This window comes from Microbacterium excoecariae (genome assembly GCF_011326725.1).
Classification (GTDB): domain Bacteria; phylum Actinomycetota; class Actinomycetes; order Actinomycetales; family Microbacteriaceae; genus Microbacterium; species Microbacterium excoecariae.
Genome location: NZ_JAANCO010000001.1, coordinates 1,525,882 through 1,544,335 on the forward strand (window position 1 = coordinate 1,525,882; position 18,454 = coordinate 1,544,335).

Here is an 18,454-nt window from a genome sequence, read left to right on the forward strand (position 1 = left end):
TCGGATCCGCATTCCGCGCAAGCAAGGGAAGCCTGGGCTGAAATGATGCGTGACCTGGGAAATGTGAGCCTTGCCTAAGTGTGGTCGCTCGGGTGTGCCTCGAGCGTGGGCAGGCGCCGGGCGGCGTCCGTGCGATTCGTGGCCCCGAGCTTCCGGAGGACGGCGGACACGTGCACGCTCACGGTCTTCTGGCTGATGAACAGGCGCGCCGCGATATCGCGATTGCCCAGGCCCTCGGCGACGAGCTCGAGCACCTGCCGCTCCCGCGCGGTCAGCTCCCCGTGGGCGGCACGAGGGCCGAACCCGGCCTCGCGCGTGAGCTCGCGCGCCTGTCGCGCCACGAGCCGCACGCCGCGTGCATCGGCGAGCGCGATCGCATGTGCGAGCTCCGCGCGAGCCCCCTCGCGGTCCTCGCGGGCGAGGAGCGCGGCGCCGAGACGCACCCGGGCGTGGGGTGCCACGGCCGCGGTCAGGTGCGGGTCGTCGGCCACCTCGATCGCGGCGCGCCACCCCTCGGCGGTGCCGGCGAGTTCGGCCTCGATGACCGTGCGCCACGCGGGCGCGGACGGCCACCACGCCACCGCATCGAGACGCCGGCGAAGCCGCCGCGATTCTGAGGCGGGGTCGATCTCGCGGGACGTCGCCGCGGCCTGGACGATCGCGCGCGCCACCGTCCAGGCGAGCGGAAACACGTGCGAGGCGTCAAACGATTCGTCGTCACGGGCGAAGAACGGTGCGACGGCCCGCCACGCATCGTCGCCGCGTCCCCGCGCGAGGTTCAGGTCGGCGCGCACGCGCGCGACCTCGAGCCGGGACTGCTGGTCGATCGCCTCGAGCGCGCGAAACGTGCGCGCTTCCGCGATGAGAGTGTCTTCCGCGGCGTCCAGCTCGTCGCGCCAGGTCTCCATCGACGCCCGGGCGCGGGCGAGATAGGAGCGATGCATGGCGGAGGGATCCAGGGTGAGGGCGCGCTCGATCTCGCGCGTGGCCTCCTCCCAGCGCCCGAGGGCGATCAGCGGATCCGCGGCGTTGCTCGCCAGAATGCCGCCGAACGATCGTGCCATGCCGCGCTCGCGTGCGACCGCCATCCCGCGACGCGCGAGTTCGAGCGCCTCGTCGTGATCGCCCGTGCGTTCGGCAAGATCCGAGGCGTTGACCGCGTAGCGGATCGTCGCGCGGGAGTCGTCACCCGCGAGGGCGTGCGCGCGAGCCATGCCCGCAAAGGCCTCGTCGATCCGCCCGAGCGCACCCGCGGATCGGGCCGCGATGTTGACGGCGATGGATTCGCGCAACGGATCAGCGAGGTCGTGCGCCGTGTCGGCCGCGGCGCGGGCTGTGCGCTCGGCCTCCGCGAGATCGCCGTAGAGCATGAGGCGGCCCGCGAGCGACGTCATCGCCTGGACCCGCAGGGAGAGCGCGGGCGGGTCATCGGGAAGCGCGTCGAGCACGGCGATGCAGGCGCGATAGCACGCCATGGACTCGGGTCGCGCCAGCATGGTCAGGCTCCCCCCGCGCGCGGAGAGGGCGCGCGCTTCGTCGAGCGTGCCTGGGGCGATGCGTGCCGACGCCTCGTCGATCAGGCGCAGGGATCGGCTTTCCTCGCCCGCGTCGCGCAGGTGCTCCGCGGTCTCGCAGGCGAGCTCCGCGTGTCCGACGCCAGCGACTCCGTCGGGATCCTCGACGCGATCCCAGAGGCTCAGGGCGCGCTCGCCGTAGTCCGCTGCCGAAGCGATGGCGCGCTGTTCCCGCGCCGCGCGCATCGCGCGCAGCCACGCGGCGAAGGCACGGCCGAGGTCGCGTGCGCCCTCGCGGTGCGCCGCGAGCGTGGCGTCGTCGCCGGGCGTCCGGGCGAGCTCATCGGCGAACCGCGCGTGCAGGCGCTGCAGCTCGCCGGGCATGACGTCGCCGAGAACGGCCTCGCGCACGAGGGCGTGCCGAAAGACCCACTCGCCGCCCTCGAGGGTCACGAAGCGCTCCCGCATCATCTCGCGCAGCGCGCCGTCGAGGTCGTCGCCGCGCAGGTCGTCGCCGTCGAGGACGGCCGTGAGGAGCGCGTGCTCGACTCTGGCACCACCGACCGCGAGCGCGCGAGCGGCGCGCTGAGCGGTCTCGGAAAGTCGTTCGTAGCGCACGAGGAGAAGGTCACGCAGGTCGTCGGGAAGGTCGTCCTCGGGTAATCCCGCGAGCTCCTCGACGTAGAAGGGCACGCCGTCGCTCCGGGCCGCCAGTCGGGCGACCTCCGTGGCGCCCGGCGCGCGACCCGTGATCGAGGCGACCATGCGACGCACTCCACTCGCCGTGAGTCGCGTGAGCGCCACCCGCGTGACACCGCGGTCGCGCGCGAGCTCGCGCAGGAACGACCGGGTCGGGTCCATCCGGCCGACGTCCTCCGGGCGCGCGGTCATGACGAGCGCGATCGGACCGGCCGGGGGAACGCGCACGAAGGCGCGCAGAGCGCCGAGCGTGGCCGGGTCCGCCCAGTGCACGTCTTCGATGACCAGGACCAGCGGATCCGTTCCCGCCGCGTCTTCCATCAGAAGCGCCAGCGCCTCGTGGAGCGCGCCGGCGGACGTGTCGGACGCCGGTCCGGCGCCCAGGGACGGAAACAGGGCGCGCAGCGCATGGATCCCGCCCCCGACTGCGGCCTCTACCCCCGCGGGGCCGCGCTCCGCGATGGAGGGGCGTAAGGCGCCGATGAGGGGTGCGTACGGCTCGCCGCCCTCCACGCAGCGTCCCTCCAGGATGCGGCGCCCGTCGAGCCGCGACAGCGCTTCCGCGACGAGCCGGGTCTTCCCGATACCGGCCTCGCCCTCGACGAGGAGGGTCCGAAAGGCGCCCTCCGCGGCGGTGTCGAGGGCGCGAGAGACGGCTCGCAAGGGTTCGTCGCGACCGACGAGAAGAGAACGCGAAAAGCTCACGACACGATTGTCTCAGCGCGGCGCCGCGGTAATGAGGAGCGGCCGAAGCGCCAGCGGGTGCGCGATCGCGGCTGTGGATGGCCCGCGCGACGATGCTCGTGCGCGAGGCGGCGCTCGGCGGCGTGTACGTCCTCGCGATAGCGCGTGAGGGCGGAAAGCGGGTCGGTGTGCATGGGGCCTCCTGGGTGTCGAGACCTCAGGCTTCCCGGTGAGGCGGGTTACCCGGATCGGGAGAAGTCCCTATTTCCGCGGCATCCCGGCGCCTGAGACGCGACGTCCCGGTGGCTAAGCTTCGGCGCATGACGATCTCTTCGAGCGCGACCATTCGCGCGCTGGGCGGCGCGCGCCCCGAGATTGCGGACACGGCGTTCGTCGCCGAGGGGGCGCGCCTCGTCGGCGACGTCGCGATCGCGGACCGCGCGAGCGTGTGGATGAATGCGGTGCTCCGCGGCGACGTGGCAACGATCCGCATCGGTGCGCGCAGCAACGTGCAGGACAACGTGACGATTCATACCGACGCCGCGCATCCCGCGGTCGTGGGGAGCGGCGTCTCGATCGGCCACGGCGCGGTCGTGCACGGGTGCACGATCGGGGACGGCACGCTCGTCGGCATGGGCGCCGTGGTTCTGTCCGGCGCCGTCGTAGGCGAGGAGTGCCTCGTCGCGGCCGGCGCGGTCGTGCTCGAGGGCGCCGAGATCCCCGCTCGCTCGCTCGTGGCGGGCGTCCCGGCGCGCGTGCGCCGTCCGCTGACCGCGGAGGAGATCGCGGGGCTCCGCGCGAATGCGGAGCGGTACCTCGCGCACGCCGAGCGGCACGCCGACAGCCTCTGACGCGCCCGGGTGTCGGCCCGGGGCGGGAGCACCCCGCGGGATCCGCTAGAGTGGATCGGGTCGCCTGCGGGCGATCGCGGGGATGTAGCTCAATGGTAGAGCCCCAGTCTTCCAAACTGGTCACGCGGGTTCGATTCCCGTCATCCCCTCCACGTTTCTTCGCGCGCGGTTTCTCCGGATGGCCGGCGCGCCCGCGCGCCCCGCGAGCTGTGAGGATCCGCGCCTCGCGTCGGCTAGACTCGACGAGGCCGTTTCGTGTTCCCGAATGTCGCGGAATTCGCGGGGCGTAGCTCAGCTTGGTAGAGCGCCCGCTTTGGGAGCGGGAAGTCGCAGGTTCAAATCCTGTCGCCCCGACGTCCGGCCCACCCCAGACCTAGCCCGCACACGCAGACCAGCCGCGCGGGTGTCGCAACAAGGAGAAGCGAATCAGCATGGTGAACACCACCGTCGAGAAGCTCGGGCCCACGCGGGTCAAGCTCCACATCACGGTCACCCCGGAGGAGCTCAAGCCGAGCATCGACCACGCCTACGAGCACATCGCCAAGGACGTCGAGATCCCCGGCTTCCGCAAGGGCAAGGTGCCCGCGCCGATCATCGACCAGCGCGTCGGCCGCGGCGCCGTCATCGAGCACGCCGTGAACGAGGGCCTCGACGGCTTCTTCCGCGAGGCCGTCGTCTCGAACGAGCTCCAGATCCTCGGCCGCCCGCAGGCCGACATCACCCAGTGGCCGGCCGAGAAGGACTTCTCGGGCGACCTCGAGGTCGACATCGAGGTCGACGTGGCGCCCGAGTTCGAGGTGCCCGACCTGGAGAACCTCTCGGTCACGGTGGACGCGATCGATGTCGACGACGCCGCGATCGACGCCGAGCTCGAGGAGCTCCGCGCGCGCTTCGGCACGCTCGTCCCCGTGGACCGCCCGGCCGCGAAGGGCGACTTCGTCGAGCTGGACCTCGTCGCGACGATCGGCGACGACGAGATCGACCGCGCCGAGGGCGTGTCCTATGAGCTCGGCTCGGGCGAGCTGCTCGAGGGCACCGACGACGCGATCGACTCGCTGACCGCGGGCGAGGACACGACGTTCCGCTCGAAGCTCGTCGGCGGCGAGCGCGCCGGCGAGGAGGCCGAGGTCCACGTCACGGTCAAGGCCGTCAAGGAGCGCGAGCTCCCCGAGGCCGACGACGACTTCGCCCAGATGGCGAGCGAGTTCGACACGCTCGCGGAGCTGCGCGAGTCGCTGGCCGACCAGGCGAAGCAGAAGAGCACGTTCTCGCAGGGGCAGGCGGCGCGCGACGCGCTCGTCGAGCAGCTGCTGGGCGCGGTCGAGCTGCCCGTCCCGGCGAGCGTCATCGAGGACGAGGTGCACCGTCACCTCGAGCAGGAGAACCGCCTCGAGGACGACGAGCACCGCGCCGAGGTAACGGAGGCGAGCGAGAAGCAGTTCCGCACGCAGCTCCTGTTCGACCGCATCGCGCAGGACCTCGACGTGCAGGTCTCCCAGGAGGAGTTCACGCAGTACCTCATCCAGGCCTCGGGCCAGTACGGGATGAGCCCGCAGGACTTCATCCAGGCGCTCCAGCAGGGCGGCCAGCTCCAGTCGATCATGGGCGACGTCGCGCGCAACAAGGCGATCGCGCTCGTGCTCGGCAAGGCGAGTGTCGTCGACTCGAACGGCGACGCCGTGGACCTTGAGGGCTTCGTCGCGACGGCCGACGAGGACGACGCCGAGGCCGACGAGACCGAGGCCGACGAGGCCAAGTAACCCGGCCTCTGTGCGCGCGAAGCGGGGCCCGGCGATCCGTCGCCGGGCCCCGCTTCGCGCGTGTCGGCGCGCCTGCCGTATGCCCACGGCGAACACGGGGATCCGCCCGTTTCCGCGCCGGTAGTGTCAAAGCAACGCACACCTGAATGGAGTGAGAATGCCCGAACCGCTGATGGCACAGAGTGTCTTCGACCAGCTGCTGAAGGACCGCATCATCTGGCTGGGGTCGGAGGTGCGCGACGAGAACGCGAACGAGATCTGCGCGAAGATCCTGCTTCTCGCCGCGGAGGATCCCCACAAGGACATCTACCTCTACATCAACTCGCCCGGCGGCTCGATCACGGCCGGCATGGCGATCTACGACACGATGCAGTTCGTGCCGAACGACATCGTCACGGTCGGGATCGGCATGGCCGCCTCGATGGGCCAGCTGCTGCTCACGAGCGGCACGAAGGGCAAGCGGTACATCACGCCCAACGCGCGCGTCCTGCTGCACCAGCCGCACGGCGGCTTCGGCGGCACAGCGAGCGACATCCAGACGCAGGCCGAGCTCATCGTCTCGATGAAGAACCGCCTCGCCGCGATCACAGCCGGGCAGACGGGCAAGACCGTCGAGCAGATCAACGCCGACGGCGACCGCGACCACTGGTTCACGGCCGAGGAGGCGCTCGAGTACGGCTTCGTGGACCACATCCGCGAGAGCGCGACCGACGTCACGGGCGGCGGCGGCACGGACCGCGACGCGAACTGAGCGAGTAAGGACATTTCGACGATGCACACTCCGTACACCCCCGCACCCCAGGGCCTCCAGACCCCGTCGAGCCGCTACATCCTCCCGCAGTTCGAGGAGCGCACGGCCTACGGCTTCAAGCGGCAGGATCCCTACAACAAGCTCTTCGAGGACCGCGTCATTTTCCTCGGCGTCCAGGTCGACGACGCGTCGGCCGACGACGTCATGGCGCAGCTCCTCGTGCTCGAGAGCCAGGATCCCGACCGCGACATCATCATGTACATCAACTCGCCCGGCGGCTCGTTCACGGCCATGACGGCGATCTACGACACGATGCAGTACATCTCCCCGGAGATCCAGACCGTCGTGCTCGGCCAGGCCGCGTCGGCGGCGTCGGTGCTGCTCGCGGCCGGCGCGCCCGGCAAGCGCCTCGCGCTGCCCAACGCCCGCGTGCTGATGCACCAGCCGGCCGTCGGCCAGGGCGGCGGCCAGGCCTCCGACATCGAGATCCAGGCGGCCGAGATCATGCGCATGCGCACGTGGCTCGAGGAGACGATGGCGAAGCACACCAATCGCACGGCGGAGCAGGTGCACAAGGACATCGACCGCGACAAGATCCTCGGCGCGGCCGAGGCCGTCGAGTACGGCCTCGTCGACCAGGTGCTGACGACCCGCAAGCGCGGACAGTCGGCCTGATCGATGCCCCATGACTCGGCCCCGCAGGTGCTCGCCTGCGGGGCCGAGTCGTCCCCGCGGCGCGCAGGCGGCGGGCCCTGCGATCGAATGTCGGCGGCCTGGACTAGCCTGAGAGAACACCGCGACCAGACCTCGTAAGGAGTGATCGCATGGCCCGTATCGGCGAAAGCGCCGACCTGTTCAAGTGCTCGTTCTGCGGCAAGAGCCAGAAGCAGGTGCAGCAGCTCATCGCGGGTCCCGGCGTGTACATCTGCGACGAGTGCGTCGAGCTGTGCAACGAGATCATCGAGGAGCGCATGGCAGAGTCGGCCGGCGAGGGCGAGGTCAGCGAGTTCGACCTGCCGAAGCCGCGCGAGATCTTCGCCTTCCTCGACGAGTTCGTGGTCGGGCAGGACGGCGCAAAGCGCGCGCTGTCGGTCGCGGTCTACAACCACTACAAGCGCGTGCGCGCCACGGGCGAGATCAAGTCGGCCGACGAAAAGGCCGAGGACGTCGAGATCGCCAAGAGCAATATCCTCATGCTCGGGCCCACTGGCTCGGGTAAGACCTACCTCGCGCAGACCCTCGCCAAGCGCCTCAACGTCCCGTTCGCGGTCGCCGACGCCACGGCCCTGACCGAGGCGGGCTACGTCGGTGAGGACGTGGAGAACATCCTCCTGAAGCTCCTGCAGGCCGCCGACTACGACGTCGCGCGCGCCGAGCAGGGCATCATCTACATCGACGAGGTCGACAAGATCGCGCGGAAGGCCGAGAACCCCTCGATTACGCGCGACGTCTCGGGTGAGGGCGTGCAGCAGGCCCTCCTGAAGATCCTCGAGGGCGCGACCGCCTCGGTGCCGCCGCAGGGCGGCCGCAAGCATCCGCATCAGGAGTTCATCCAGATCGACACGACGAACGTTCTGTTCATCGTGGCGGGAGCGTTCGCGGGGCTGGAGGACATCGTGTCCTCGCGCGTCGGGCGCGCGGGCGTCGGCTTCGGCGCGCCGCTGCAGTCCAAGCGCGACAACGACGCGCTCTTCTCCGAGGTGCTCCCCGAGGACCTCCACAAGTTCGGCCTGATCCCCGAGTTCATCGGCCGCCTGCCGGTGATCGCGGCGGTGGATCCGCTCGATCAGGACGCGCTCGTCGACATCCTCACGGTTCCCCGCAACGCGCTCGTGAAGCAGTATCAGCGCATGTTCGACTACGACGGCGTCGAGCTCGACTTCGACGAGGAGGCGCTGCGCGCGATCGCCGACCTCGCGGTGCTGCGCAAGACTGGCGCCCGCGGGTTGCGCGCGATCCTGGAGGACGTCCTCGGTCCGATCATGTTCGAGATTCCCTCGAGCGACGACGTCGCGAAGGTCGTCGTGACCCGAGCGGCCGTGGTCGACGGGGCGCCGCCCACGGTCGTGCTGCGCCAGCGCCGCAAGAGCGCCTGATCGGCGGCCGCTACGCGTCGAGGCCGCGGCTGCGCAGGAGCGGTCCGATGTCGGCGTCGCGGCCGCGGAACGCCCGGAACGCCGCGCGCGCGGGCACGGACCCGCCCACGGCGAGGACGTGTCGCCGAAAGCGTTCGCCGTTTGCGCGCGTGAGTCCGCCGCCCCGCGCGAACCACTCGGCGGCGTCGGCGGCCGGCACCTCGGCCCAGATGTACGCGTAGTAGGCGGCGCTGTACGCGCCCGCGAAGATGTGGCGGAACGTCGTCGAGTGGTAGCGCGGGGGGACGAGCTCGTCTTCGAGGCCCACCTCCGCGAGCGCGCGAGCCTCGAAGTCGGCGATGTCGGTCACGGCGCGCGCTTCGGCGGGCCCGAGCGCGTGCCATGCCTGATCGAGCCACGCGGCCTGCAGGTACTCGCTCGTCGCGTGCCCCTGACCGTGGGATGCGGCCCCGAGCGCCTCGGCGGCACCGGCCGGGAGGGGCGCGCCCGTCTCGACGTGCCGGGCGTAGTGCGGCAGGACGTCGGGGTGAAACGCCCACATCTCGTTCACCTGGTTGGGGAACTCCACGACGTCGCGCCCCACCGCCGTCCCCGCGAAGGTCGGGTACGGCACGCGCGCGAACAGCCCGTGGAGGGCGTGTCCGAACTCGTGGAAGAGGGTCTCCACCTCGCCGAGGCCGAGGAACGCGGTCGCGCCGGGCGCCGGCAGCGGGACGTTGAGCGTGTTGACGACGACGGGCAGCGTGCCGCGCAGGTCCGATTGCGCGACGATCGCGTTCATCCAGGCGCCGCCGCGCTTCGTCTCGCGCGCGAACAGGTCGAGCACGTAGAGGCCGACGGGGGAGCCGTCCTCCTCCACGACGTCGAAGAAGCGCACGTCCTCGTGGTAGCCGGGCAGGTCGCAGCGCTCCGCGAACTGGACGCCGTACAGCCGGCTGGCGGCGAAGAACACGCCGTCAGTGAGGACCCGATCCGCCGCGAACCAGGGCCTGAGCGCCGCGACGTCGACCCCGTCGCGATCCGCGCGGATCCGCTCGCGGTAGAACGGCACGTCGTGCGCGGCCAGCGCGATGCCGTCGACGCCCGCCGCGGGCGCGATCTCCGCGCGCTCGCGCGCGACGTTTCGAGCCGTGGGAGCGGCGAGGGCGAGGATCCGCTCGCGCACCGCCTCGGGGGAGCCGGCGGTCTCGTCGGCCGTCACGTACGCCGCGTGCGAGGCGAAGCCCAGAAGGCGCGCGCGCTCGGCGCGCAGCGCGGCGATCTCGCGCACGACGTCGCGGTTGTCGCCGTCGCCGCCCCGCCGCCCGCGGGCGAGCGACGCCGCGAGCAGGCGCGCGCGCACGTCGCGGCGCTCGAGCCGGGCCAGCAGAGGGTGCAGCGTGGGCTGAGGGAGCCCGAGGAGCCCGCCGTTGTGATCGTCGCGGGCGCGGGCCGCCGCAATCGCCGACGCGGTCTGCGTCGCGTCAAGCCCCGCCATCTCCTCCTCCGACACCCGCACGGCGAGCGCCGCGGCGTCGTCGAGCAGGTGGCGCCCGAAGGCTGTCTGGAGCTCGGCGAGCCGGCGGTTCAGCGCGGCCAGCCGCGCGCGGTCGTCCTCGTCGAGCGCCGCCCCCGCGCGGCGCATCCGCGCGTGCCGGCGCTCGAGGAGGAGGAGGTCCACGGGTGCAAGGCCGAGGCCGTCCCGCCGGGCGTGCACGGCGTCGAGCCGCGCGAAGACCGCCGCGTCCATGTCGACGAGGTCGGCGTGCTCGGCGAGCCGCGGCGCGATCTGTTCCTCAAGATCCCGGATCGCGGGCGTGGCGTGCGCCGCGGAGACGGTGTGGAAGGTCCGGGTGACGCGGTCGAGCAGCGCCCCCGAGCGCTCGAGGGCGCGGGCGGTGTTCTCGAATGTCGGCGGCGCGGCGTCGGCGCCGATCTCCGCGATCTCGGCGAGGTGCTCCGCGAACGCCCGCGCGAAGGCGGGGAGATAGTGCTCGGGGCGGATCCGCGCGAAATCCGGGAGGGAGTAGGGCAGGCCGCTCTCGTTAAGGAGCGGGTTGTCGCCGGTCATTCGCCCACCCTACGACGCAGGCGGCGCCCCGCGAGGAGGCGCCGCCTGCGCGACGGGGACGTCTCAGTCCATGGGATCGAAGGTCGACACGGTCGCGCGCCCGTCGGCGCCGAGCGTGATCTCGATCCCGCTGTCGAGCTCCGCGATGGGGCGGGACTCGAGCCAGGTGAGGGTCCACATCGGCTGCGGCCCGACGCCCGGGAGCGTCGCCTCCACCTTCTCGATTTCCTCGCGGACGACGGCGGGGACCGACGCGGGGGGCTGTTCGCCCGCCCGCCAGCGCGTTCCGAGTTGCATCAGGACTCCTGTTCCGCGAGCTCGATCGAGGTGACGCTCAGCTCGTCGCCTGAGGCGATCTCGAGCTGGGCGATGCGGCCGACCGCTCGCAGGTCGGCCTCGGCCAGACGCAGGGCGTCGGCCTGCGCCTCGGGGGCGACGATGCGCGCCGAGGCGACGGGGGTACGCTGCGAGGCCTTCGCCTCGGTCTTCGCCCGGCGAATCCCGATGAGCGCCTGCGACGCGGCCTGGAGCACGGCGGGATCGCCGCCCAGGTCGCTCGGGACCGGCCACGCGGCGCGGTGCACGGATCCGTCCTGGAACCAGCTCCAGGCCTCCTCGGCCGCGAACGACACGACGGGGGCGAGGAGCCGCAGCACGGTCGACAGCGCGGTGCGCAGGGCCGCGGCGGCGGACGCGCCCGCCGCGCCGCCCGCGTAAGCGCGCTCCTTGACGAGCTCGAGGTAGTCGTCGCAGAACGTCCAGAAGAACGCCTCCGACACCTCGAGGGCCCGGGCGTGGTCGTACGCGTCGAGGGATGCGGTCGCCTGGGCGACCACGCCGTCGAGCGTCGCGAGCATCGACAGGTCGAGCGGGTCGGTGATCTCGGCGTCGTCCGGGGCGTCGAATCCGAGCGCGAACTTTGCCGCGTTGAGGACCTTGATCGCGAGGCGGCGGCCGATCTTGATCTGGGTCGGGTTCTGCGGGTCGAACGCCGCGTCCGTGCCGAGGCGGCTGGAGGCCGCCCAGTAGCGGACGGCGTCGGATCCGTGTTGGTCGAGGATGTCGGCGGGCGTGACGACGTTGCCCTTCGACTTGGACATCTTCTTGCGGTCGGGATCCACGATGAAGCCCGAGATCGACGCGTGGTGCCAGGGGGCGCGGCCGTCCTCGAGCGCGCTGCGCAGCATGGTCGAGAAGAGCCAGGTGCGGATGATGTCCTGACCCTGCGGGCGGACGTCGAACGGCGCGACGAGGTCCCAGAGGCCGTCGTTCGTGCCCCAGCGCCCCGCGAGCTGCGGCGTGAGGGAGCTCGTCGCCCACGTGTCGAACACGTCGGTCTCGGCCTCGAAGCCGTTCGCGGCGCCGCGCTGGTCCTCCGTGAAGCCCGGGGGAACGTCGCTGGACGGGTCGACCGGGAGCGAGGCGGCGTCGGGGACGAGCACGCGGTCGTAGTCGCGCGCGCCGTTCTCGTCGAGGCCGTACCAGACGGGGATCGGCACGCCGAAGAACCGCTGGCGGGACACGAGCCAGTCGCCGGTGAGCCCGCCCACCCAGTTTTCGTAGCGCACGCGCATGAACTCCGGGTGGAATTCGACCTGCTGGCCGAGCGAGATCAGCTCGTCGCGGAGCTTCTCGTCGCGCGCGCCATTGCGGATGTACCACTGGCGCGTCGAGACGATCTCGAGCGGGCGGTCGCCCTTCTCGAAGAACTTCACGGGGTGCGTGAACTGCGCGCCCGTGTGGACGAGCTCGCCCGAGGCGTCGAGGAGCTCGACGATGCGCTTCTGCGCGCTGAAGACCGTCTTGCCGGCGAGCTCCGCGTACGCCGCGACCCCCGCCTCGGAGGCGATGACGTCGGGGGCGTCGGCGAGCACGCGGCCGTCCTTGCCGATGATGGTGCGGTTCGGCAGGTCGAGCTCGCGCCACCAGATGATGTCGTTCATGTCGCCGAACGTGCAGATCATCGCGATGCCGGATCCCTTGTCCGGCTGGGCGAGCGGGTGCGACAGGACGGGCACCTCGACGCCGAACAGCGGCGTCGTGACGGTCTGGCCGAAGAACGGCTGGTAGCGCTCGTCGTCGGGGTGGGCCACGAGCGCGACGCACGCGGCGAGCAGCTCGGGGCGCGTTGTCTCGATGAGGATGTCGCCGGATCCGTCCGTCTTGTGGAAGGCGAGCCGGTGATAGGCCGCGGGGCGCTCGCGGTCCTCGAGCTCGGCCTGCGCGATGGCGGAGCGGAAGTCGATGTCCCACAGCGTCGGCGCGAGGGCCTGGTAGGCCTCGCCGCGCTCGACGTTCGCGAGGAACGCGGCCTGGCTCGTGCGGATCGTCTCGTCGGAGATCGTGCGGTAGTTCTGGGTCCAGTCGACCGAGAGCCCGAGCTGGCGCCAGAGCTCCTCGAACTTCGCCTCGTCCTCGACCGTGAGCTTCTCGCACAGCTCGGTGAAGTTGCGGCGGCTGATCGGCACCTGGTCGGCGGCCTTGATGTTCTTCGTCGTGCCCTCGAACGGCGGGACGAAGTCGGCGTCGTAGGGGAGCGAGGGGTCGCAGCGCACGCCGTAGTAGTTCTGCACGCGGCGCTCGGTCGGGAGGCCGTTGTCGTCCCACCCGATCGGGTAGAACACGTTCTTGCCGCGCATGCGCTCGAAGCGGGCCTTGACGTCGGTGTGCGTGTAGCTGAAGACGTGGCCGATGTGCAGGGATCCCGACGCGGTCGGCGGCGGCGTGTCGATCGAGTAGACGCCGGCGCGCCCCGAGGCCTCGGCGGCGGTGCGGTCGAAGCGGTAGGTGCCCGTGGCCTCCCAGCGCTCACCCCACTTCGCCTCGAGCCCCTCGAGTTTGGGCTTGTCGGGGATGTCTGCCATGCGTGGAACTCCTAGCGGCGCTATGGGCGGCACGGTGTCTGCGTGCCTGATGTGGGGTTTGGGGTCAGTCTACAAGCGCGCGCCGAGCGCGCGCGGTGCGGCACCCCTTGTGCATCAGCCACCCCCGCGCTAACGTGCAACCAAATGGTTGTACAAGGAGATCTCAGCGGCGCCGACGTGGACCGGATCTTCCGGGCCCTCGCCGACGCGACGCGCCGCGACATCGTGCGGCGCACCCTCACCGACAGCGCGTCCGTCAGCCAACTGGCGGCCGCGTACGAGATGAGTTTCGCCGCGGTGCAGAAGCACATCGCGGTCCTGGAAGAGGCGGGGCTCGTGACGAAGACCCCGCGGGGCCGGGAGCGCGTGGTGCAGGGCGAGCCGGAGCGGATCCGGCGCGCGCAGCGGCTGCTCGCGACCTACGAAGACATCTGGCGGGGGCGGGTCTCGCGCCTCGACGCCCTCCTCGACGACATGAAGGAGTGAACCGATGCCCATCACCTCGATCGACACCGATCACGACGCGCTCACGACGACGATCGTCGCCGACTTCGCGGCGCCCCCGCAGCAGGTCTGGGACGCGTACGCGGATCCGCGGATCATCGAGCGGTTCTGGGGGCCGGAGGAGTGGCCCGCGACGTTCACGCGACACGACATGTTCCCGGGCGGTCAGAGCCGGTACACCATGACGGGGCCGGACGGCGACACGTCGAGCGGGTACTGGGAGTTCCTCGCGGTGGACGCTCCGCGCTCCTTCGAGGTGCTCGACGGATTCTGCGGGCCGGACGGCGAGCCGAATCGCGACATGCCCTCCATGCGGATGACCTACCGCTTCGACGAGACCGCATCCGGCACGCGCATGACGTCGGTGACGTACTTCCACACGCTCGAGGAACTCGAGCAGCTCGTCGCGATGGGCATGGAGGAGGGCACGGCCTCGGCCATGAGCCAGATCGACGCCGTCCTCGCGGACCTCTCCGCGTTCGCCGCCGACCGCGCGACGCAGCTGCAGGAGCTCTTCGACACGCAGGTCCGCATCTCCCGCGTGGTGGCGGGCACGCCCGAGCAGGTCTGGCGCGCGCACCACGACGCCGACCTCCTTGCGCGCTGGATGCTCGGGCCCGACGGCTGGACGATGACGGAGGCGACGCCGCCCGGGGAACCCGGATCCGCGTTCCGCTACGCCTGGGCGCCCGAGGATCCGTCCGCGGGGGCGCCCTTCGCCATCGCGGGCGAGGTGCTCGAAAGTGACGCCCCGCACCGCCTCGCGCACACGGAGCGGATGGAGGACATGCCGGGGGAGACCCGCAACGAGATGACGCTGACGCCCGTGCCCGGCGGCACCCTCCTCGTGTACGTCATCACGTATCCCAGCGCGGAGGTGCGCGGCGCCGTGCTCGCCACGGGGATGGTCGACGGCATGGAGGCCAGCTACCGGCGGCTGGACGGCGTGGCCGCGGGAGCCTGAGCGGCCCGGCCCGATACGCGCGGCGTGGGGGGGGGGGGGGGGGGGGGGGGGGGGCGCCCCCCCCCCCCCCCCCCCCCCGGGGGGGGGGGGGGGGGCCCCCCCCCCCCCCCCCCCCCCGCCGCGGTGGGTCAGCCGACGGACGTGTCGGCGGCCGAGATGATCGGGATCTCGCTCGTGCGGTCGCTCGCGAGCGCGGCCGACGGCGTGATCTCGGGCTTCTCGCCGCGGCGCAGCGCGCGGAACAGCTTCATCGTCGCGTCCGACCACGCCGTGATGTTCCACCGCTTCGAGGAGCGCACGAGGTCGCGCATGCGCTCGCGCCGCCCCCCCTCGCTCATCGCGAGCGCCGCGTCGAGCGCGCGGTCCATCGCCTTGTAGCTGAAGGGGTTCACGGGGATCTGACCCTCGAGCAGCACGGCGCAGCCGGCGAACTCCGACAGAATCAGGGCGCCCGTTCCCTCCTCACCCTGCGCAATGCAGTACTCGGGCGCGACGAGGTTGAGCCCGTCGGCGATGGGCGTGATCGAGCAGACGTCGGCCGCGCGGTAGTACGCGACGAGCTCGTCCATCGGGATCGCCGTCGAGACGAGCGAGACCGGCTGCCACTCGAAGGATCCGTGGGTGCCGTTGATCCGGCCCGTGAGCTCCTCGATCTTCTGCTGCACCTCGTCGTAGGCCGCCATGTTGCGGTTGGCGCCGACGGACACGAGCATCAGGCGCACCTTCCCGCGCAGCTCGGGGCGGCGCTGAAGGAGGCGCTCGAAGGTCTCGAGCTGCTCGATGTTGCCCTTCGTGTAGTCGGTGCGCGAGACCGACAGGATCATCGCCGCGTCCCCCACCCAGTCGCGAATCTCCTGCACCCGCTCGGCGAAGCCCTCGCGCTCGGTGAGCTCCGTCACGTACGCGTCGTTGACGCCCACGGGGTTCGTCTCGATGTGGATCAGGTGCCCGTGGTGCTCCATGAGCGTCGGCGTCCAGCGCTCGCTGAGCGCGTCGCCGCGGGGCGACATGTCCGGATCCGTCGGCTGATCGGCGATCGTGCGCGCCGAGGTGAGCGAGCGGGCGACCGAGACGAAGCTCTGCGCGTAGCGGGGGATGTGGAAGCCGACCGAGTCGCACTCGAGGAGCGAGCGCACGATCTCCTCGCGCCAGGGGAGCACGTTGAACATGCCGGAGGCGGGGAACGGCGTGTGGTGGAAGAACGCGATCTTCACCGACGGCTTGATCTCGCGGAGGAACCCGGGCACGAGCCACAGGTTGTAATCGTGGATCCACACGACCGCGTCGTCGCTCGCGGCGTCCGCCGCGGCCTGGGCGAACTTGCGGTTCACCGACCGGAAGGTCTCCCAGTCGACCGGGTCGTAGTTATAGCGCTCCTTGAAGCCGTGCAGGATCGGCCAGAACGCCTCCTTCGAGGTGAGGTGGTAGAAGCTCGACACCTCGTGCTCGGTCAGCGGCAGGCGGTTCACGCGGTACGACCCGTAGCTGTCGTCGATCTCGACGATCTGCTCGAACTGCGGGTCCTCGGGCGTCTCGGTCTGCTTCCACGCCACCCAGGCCGCCGACTCCATGCGGCCCATGACGCCCTTGATGGTGGGGACGATGCCGTTGGGGCTGGAGTTCTCACGAAGCTCGGTCGTGCCGTCCTCGAGGGTGACCTCCTCGTAGGGCTGGCGGTGGTAGACGACGACGAGGTCGCTCTTTTCGGTCTTGGCAGTCATGACGTGAGCTCCTGTGGGGGATCGGGATGGAGCGCGAACGCGCGGATGGCCTCGGCGATGCCGGCGGCCCCGGGAAGCGAGCAGTGGAGCGCGCGGGGGAGGTCGCGGGTCGCGTCGAGGAGGACCTGCTCGGCGCCGCCGACCACGGCGCCGGCGAGGCCGGTCTGGAACATCGTGAGGTCGTTGAGCGTGTCGCCCGCGACGAGCACCCGCTCGGCGTCGATGCCGAGCTGCGCGATCAGCCGCATCAGCGAGGGTCCCTTCGAGACCCCGCCCGGCAGCACGTCGAGGTAGCACCCGTGGGAGATCAGCACGTCGAGCCCCGCCTCCTTGAGCGGCCGGATGCTCTCCGGGTCGTAGGCGTCCGGATCCCAGTGGTACGAGACGCGGTGGCGGAAGGCCGTGTCCTGCTCGACGAGCCCGGGCGCGTCCCGGAGGACCTCGCGGATCCAGTCGCCGCGGTTTCCCCACGCGTCGCGGATGTGCGCCTCGAGGTCGTCGAGGGGGGCGACCCGACCGCCCTGGACCCCTGCGATGGTCGTCCCGACGTCGCCGACGACGAAGTCGGGCCACGGCGCGACGACGCGGTCGCCGCGCCAGGCGTCGGCGCCGTCCCCGCAGAGCGCCTCGATGTACTCGGGGTCGCGCCCCGTGACGAACACGAGGCCGACCTCATCGCGGTGGCGCCGGATCCAGTCGTAGAGCTCCTCGCGCTGGGCGGCGCTGCCGCCGAGGAAGGTGCCGTCAAGGTCGGTGGCGAGGACGAAGGTCCAGTTGGCGGGGGAAGTCATGCGTTCAGGTCCTCGAATCGCTTCGTGACGGCCTCGACCGCGGGGTGCGCGATCTCCAGGTCGAGTGCGCGAGGTTCCGCGCGGATCGGCGCGGCCCAGTAGGTCGCGAAGGCGTCGCCGATGGGCTTGCCGTCGGCGACGATCGAGCGCACCATCTCGCTGATCGGCATCGTGATGCCGAGTAGGCGCGCGAGGTCCGTGACGGTGACGGCGTTGTGGCGGCCCTCCACGACGACGGGGCGTCCGCCGAACACCTCGTCGTCGCGCAGGCCCTGCCCGCGCTGGAACCCGTAGGAGAAGTTGCGCGACTGGCGCGAGGAGCACGTCAGCATGAGGTCGCCGAGGCCGCCGAGGCCCGTCACCGTTTCACGCGTGCCGCCGAGCTTGACCGCGAGCTCCTTCATCTCGTCGAGGCCCCGGGTGATGATCGCGGCGCGCGAGTTCTCGCCGAAACCCGCCCCCTCGAGGATCCCGCACGCGATCGCGATGACGTTCTTCACGGCGCCGCCGACCTCCACGCCCGGCATGTCGTCGGAGACGTAGGGGCGAAACGCCCCCGTCGCGAGCGAGAGCGCCATCCGCGTCGCGGCGCGGTCCGCCGGCGGCACGCGGACGCCCGACGTGCACGCGACGGTGACCGCCGTCGGGTCGCCCGCGGCGGTCTCGGTCGCGAAGGTCGGGCCGGTCACGGTGCCGATCGCGCGCCCGGGGGCGGCCTCGGCGGCCACCTCGCTCATGAGCAGGCCCGTGCCCGCCTCGATGCCCTTGGCGCACACGAAGATCGGCACCCCCGGATCCGCGATGCCGCCGATGCGGCCGGCCATGTCGCGGATCGTCGTCGACGGCGTGACGAGGAGGACCGCGTCGGCGCCCGCGAGCGCCGCGTCGAGATCGGTCGTCGGCCGGATCCCCGGCGGCAGCTCGATGCCCTCGAGGTACCGCGTGTTTCCGCGGCCCGCCGCGATGTCTGCCGCGAGCGCGGCGTCGCGGAGCCACAGGCGCACCTCGCGGTCCGCGCGGGCGGCGACGGCGGCGAGAGCCGTACCCCAGGCGCCACCGCCGATCACGGCGATGTTTTCGTAAGGGCGCGTGGGTCGGGTGTCTGCTCGCATTGCCGCCAGCATAGTCGGGCGGTGAAAACGGGAGGTTTCGGGGATAGAATGGAGAGACAAAGTGCGGATCCGGCCATCACCGGGGAGCTCGCG

Annotated in this window: 14 protein-coding genes and 2 tRNA genes; 9 read left to right on the forward strand and 7 right to left on the reverse strand. The window is 71.4% G+C overall.

Annotated features, from left to right (window positions below):
- Positions 1–74: 74 nt before the first annotated feature.
- A complete protein-coding gene (locus G8E01_RS13040) occupies positions 75–2,918 on the reverse strand; it encodes an AAA family ATPase (protein WP_166317803.1) in 2,844 nt (947 codons plus the stop codon).
- Positions 2,919–3,217: 299 nt separating this feature from the next.
- Between G8E01_RS13040 and G8E01_RS07125 the strand changes: the two genes are divergently transcribed.
- The 7 genes from G8E01_RS07125 (at position 3,218) to clpX (ending at position 8,355) form a co-directional block, all read left to right on the forward strand.
- Positions 3,218–3,748, forward strand: coding sequence for a gamma carbonic anhydrase family protein (locus G8E01_RS07125; RefSeq protein ID WP_166317806.1), 531 nt, complete (start codon positions 3,218–3,220; stop codon positions 3,746–3,748).
- A 78-nt stretch (positions 3,749–3,826) separates the two neighbouring features.
- Positions 3,827–3,900 (forward strand) — tRNA-Gly (locus G8E01_RS07130).
- Positions 3,901–4,028: 128 nt separating this feature from the next.
- A tRNA-Pro gene (locus G8E01_RS07135) sits at positions 4,029–4,102 on the forward strand.
- A gap of 77 nt (positions 4,103–4,179) precedes the next feature.
- Positions 4,180–5,508, forward strand: coding sequence for a trigger factor (tig, locus tag G8E01_RS07140; RefSeq protein ID WP_166317809.1), 1,329 nt, complete (start codon positions 4,180–4,182; stop codon positions 5,506–5,508).
- Positions 5,509–5,665: 157 nt separating this feature from the next.
- Positions 5,666–6,259, forward strand: coding sequence for an ATP-dependent Clp protease proteolytic subunit (locus G8E01_RS07145; protein WP_166317812.1), 594 nt, complete (start codon positions 5,666–5,668; stop codon positions 6,257–6,259).
- A gap of 21 nt (positions 6,260–6,280) precedes the next feature.
- Positions 6,281–6,934: an ATP-dependent Clp protease proteolytic subunit gene (locus G8E01_RS07150; protein ID WP_166317815.1), complete on the forward strand. Its 654-nt coding sequence runs from the start codon at positions 6,281–6,283 to the stop codon at positions 6,932–6,934.
- Positions 6,935–7,083: 149 nt separating this feature from the next.
- Positions 7,084–8,355 carry an ATP-dependent Clp protease ATP-binding subunit ClpX gene (gene clpX / locus G8E01_RS07155; protein WP_155048418.1) on the forward strand — a complete coding sequence of 424 codons (1,272 nt, stop codon included), beginning with the start codon at positions 7,084–7,086 and terminating at the stop codon, positions 8,353–8,355.
- A 10-nt stretch (positions 8,356–8,365) separates the two neighbouring features.
- On the opposite strand, the gene G8E01_RS07160 is transcribed toward clpX, so the two are convergent.
- The 3 genes from G8E01_RS07160 to valS all read right to left on the reverse strand — a co-directional run bounded on the left by G8E01_RS07160 (position 8,366) and on the right by valS (position 13,269).
- Positions 8,366–10,405, reverse strand: a complete 2,040-nt coding sequence (locus G8E01_RS07160) for a M3 family metallopeptidase (RefSeq protein ID WP_166317818.1) — start codon at positions 10,403–10,405, stop codon at positions 8,366–8,368.
- 63 nt (positions 10,406–10,468) lie between these two features.
- Positions 10,469–10,702, reverse strand: a complete 234-nt coding sequence (locus G8E01_RS07165) for a hypothetical protein (RefSeq protein WP_155048420.1) — start codon at positions 10,700–10,702, stop codon at positions 10,469–10,471.
- Positions 10,702–13,269 (reverse strand): valine--tRNA ligase, encoded by a 2,568-nt coding sequence (gene valS / locus G8E01_RS07170; protein WP_166317821.1) that lies wholly within the window; start codon positions 13,267–13,269, stop codon positions 10,702–10,704. Before valS ends, G8E01_RS07165 begins: the two co-directional genes overlap by 1 nt.
- A 144-nt stretch (positions 13,270–13,413) precedes the next feature.
- On the opposite strand from valS, the gene G8E01_RS07175 reads away from it, so the two are divergent.
- A complete protein-coding gene (locus G8E01_RS07175) occupies positions 13,414–13,755 on the forward strand; it encodes an ArsR/SmtB family transcription factor (RefSeq protein WP_166317824.1) in 342 nt (113 codons plus the stop codon).
- A gap of 4 nt (positions 13,756–13,759) precedes the next feature.
- On the forward strand, positions 13,760–14,737 hold the full coding sequence (locus G8E01_RS07180; protein WP_166317827.1) for an SRPBCC family protein: 978 nt from the start codon (positions 13,760–13,762) through the stop codon (positions 14,735–14,737).
- A 128-nt stretch (positions 14,738–14,865) separates the two neighbouring features.
- Here G8E01_RS07180 and ggpS read toward each other — a convergent pair whose 3' ends face one another.
- Genes ggpS through G8E01_RS07195 form a run of 3 tightly spaced genes read right to left on the reverse strand, consistent with a single transcriptional unit; the run spans position 14,866 to position 18,361 of the window.
- Positions 14,866–16,458: a glucosylglycerol-phosphate synthase gene (gene ggpS, locus G8E01_RS07185; RefSeq protein ID WP_166317830.1), complete on the reverse strand. Its 1,593-nt coding sequence runs from the start codon at positions 16,456–16,458 to the stop codon at positions 14,866–14,868.
- Positions 16,455–17,249 carry an HAD family hydrolase gene (locus G8E01_RS07190; RefSeq protein ID WP_166317833.1) on the reverse strand — a complete coding sequence of 265 codons (795 nt, stop codon included), beginning with the start codon at positions 17,247–17,249 and terminating at the stop codon, positions 16,455–16,457. The genes ggpS and G8E01_RS07190 overlap by 4 nt, the downstream gene beginning before the upstream one ends.
- A complete protein-coding gene (locus G8E01_RS07195) occupies positions 17,246–18,361 on the reverse strand; it encodes an NAD(P)H-dependent glycerol-3-phosphate dehydrogenase (RefSeq protein WP_205827240.1) in 1,116 nt (371 codons plus the stop codon). The genes G8E01_RS07190 and G8E01_RS07195 overlap by 4 nt, the downstream gene beginning before the upstream one ends.
- Positions 18,362–18,454: the final 93 nt, after the last annotated feature.

What these genes read in the sequence shown, in the direction of transcription:
- clpX (WP_155048418.1), top strand. Translation starts at nt 7,084, where the DNA reads ATGGCCCGTATCGGCGAAAGCGCCGACCTGTTCAAGTGCTCGTTCTGC.
- G8E01_RS07190 (WP_166317833.1), bottom strand. Translation starts at nt 17,249, where the DNA reads ATGACTTCCCCCGCCAACTGGACCTTCGTCCTCGCCACCGACCTTGAC.
- ggpS (WP_166317830.1), bottom strand. Translation starts at nt 16,458, where the DNA reads ATGACTGCCAAGACCGAAAAGAGCGACCTCGTCGTCGTCTACCACCGC.
- G8E01_RS07165 (WP_155048420.1), bottom strand. Translation starts at nt 10,702, where the DNA reads ATGCAACTCGGAACGCGCTGGCGGGCGGGCGAACAGCCCCCCGCGTCG.
- G8E01_RS07195 (WP_205827240.1), bottom strand. Translation starts at nt 18,361, where the DNA reads ATGCGAGCAGACACCCGACCCACGCGCCCTTACGAAAACATCGCCGTG.
- valS (WP_166317821.1), bottom strand. Translation starts at nt 13,269, where the DNA reads ATGGCAGACATCCCCGACAAGCCCAAACTCGAGGGGCTCGAGGCGAAG.
- G8E01_RS07145 (WP_166317812.1), top strand. Translation starts at nt 5,666, where the DNA reads ATGCCCGAACCGCTGATGGCACAGAGTGTCTTCGACCAGCTGCTGAAG.
- G8E01_RS07180 (WP_166317827.1), top strand. Translation starts at nt 13,760, where the DNA reads ATGCCCATCACCTCGATCGACACCGATCACGACGCGCTCACGACGACG.
- tig (WP_166317809.1), top strand. Translation starts at nt 4,180, where the DNA reads ATGGTGAACACCACCGTCGAGAAGCTCGGGCCCACGCGGGTCAAGCTC.
- G8E01_RS07175 (WP_166317824.1), top strand. Translation starts at nt 13,414, where the DNA reads ATGGTTGTACAAGGAGATCTCAGCGGCGCCGACGTGGACCGGATCTTC.
- G8E01_RS07125 (WP_166317806.1), top strand. Translation starts at nt 3,218, where the DNA reads ATGACGATCTCTTCGAGCGCGACCATTCGCGCGCTGGGCGGCGCGCGC.
- G8E01_RS07150 (WP_166317815.1), top strand. Translation starts at nt 6,281, where the DNA reads ATGCACACTCCGTACACCCCCGCACCCCAGGGCCTCCAGACCCCGTCG.
- G8E01_RS07160 (WP_166317818.1), bottom strand. Translation starts at nt 10,405, where the DNA reads ATGACCGGCGACAACCCGCTCCTTAACGAGAGCGGCCTGCCCTACTCC.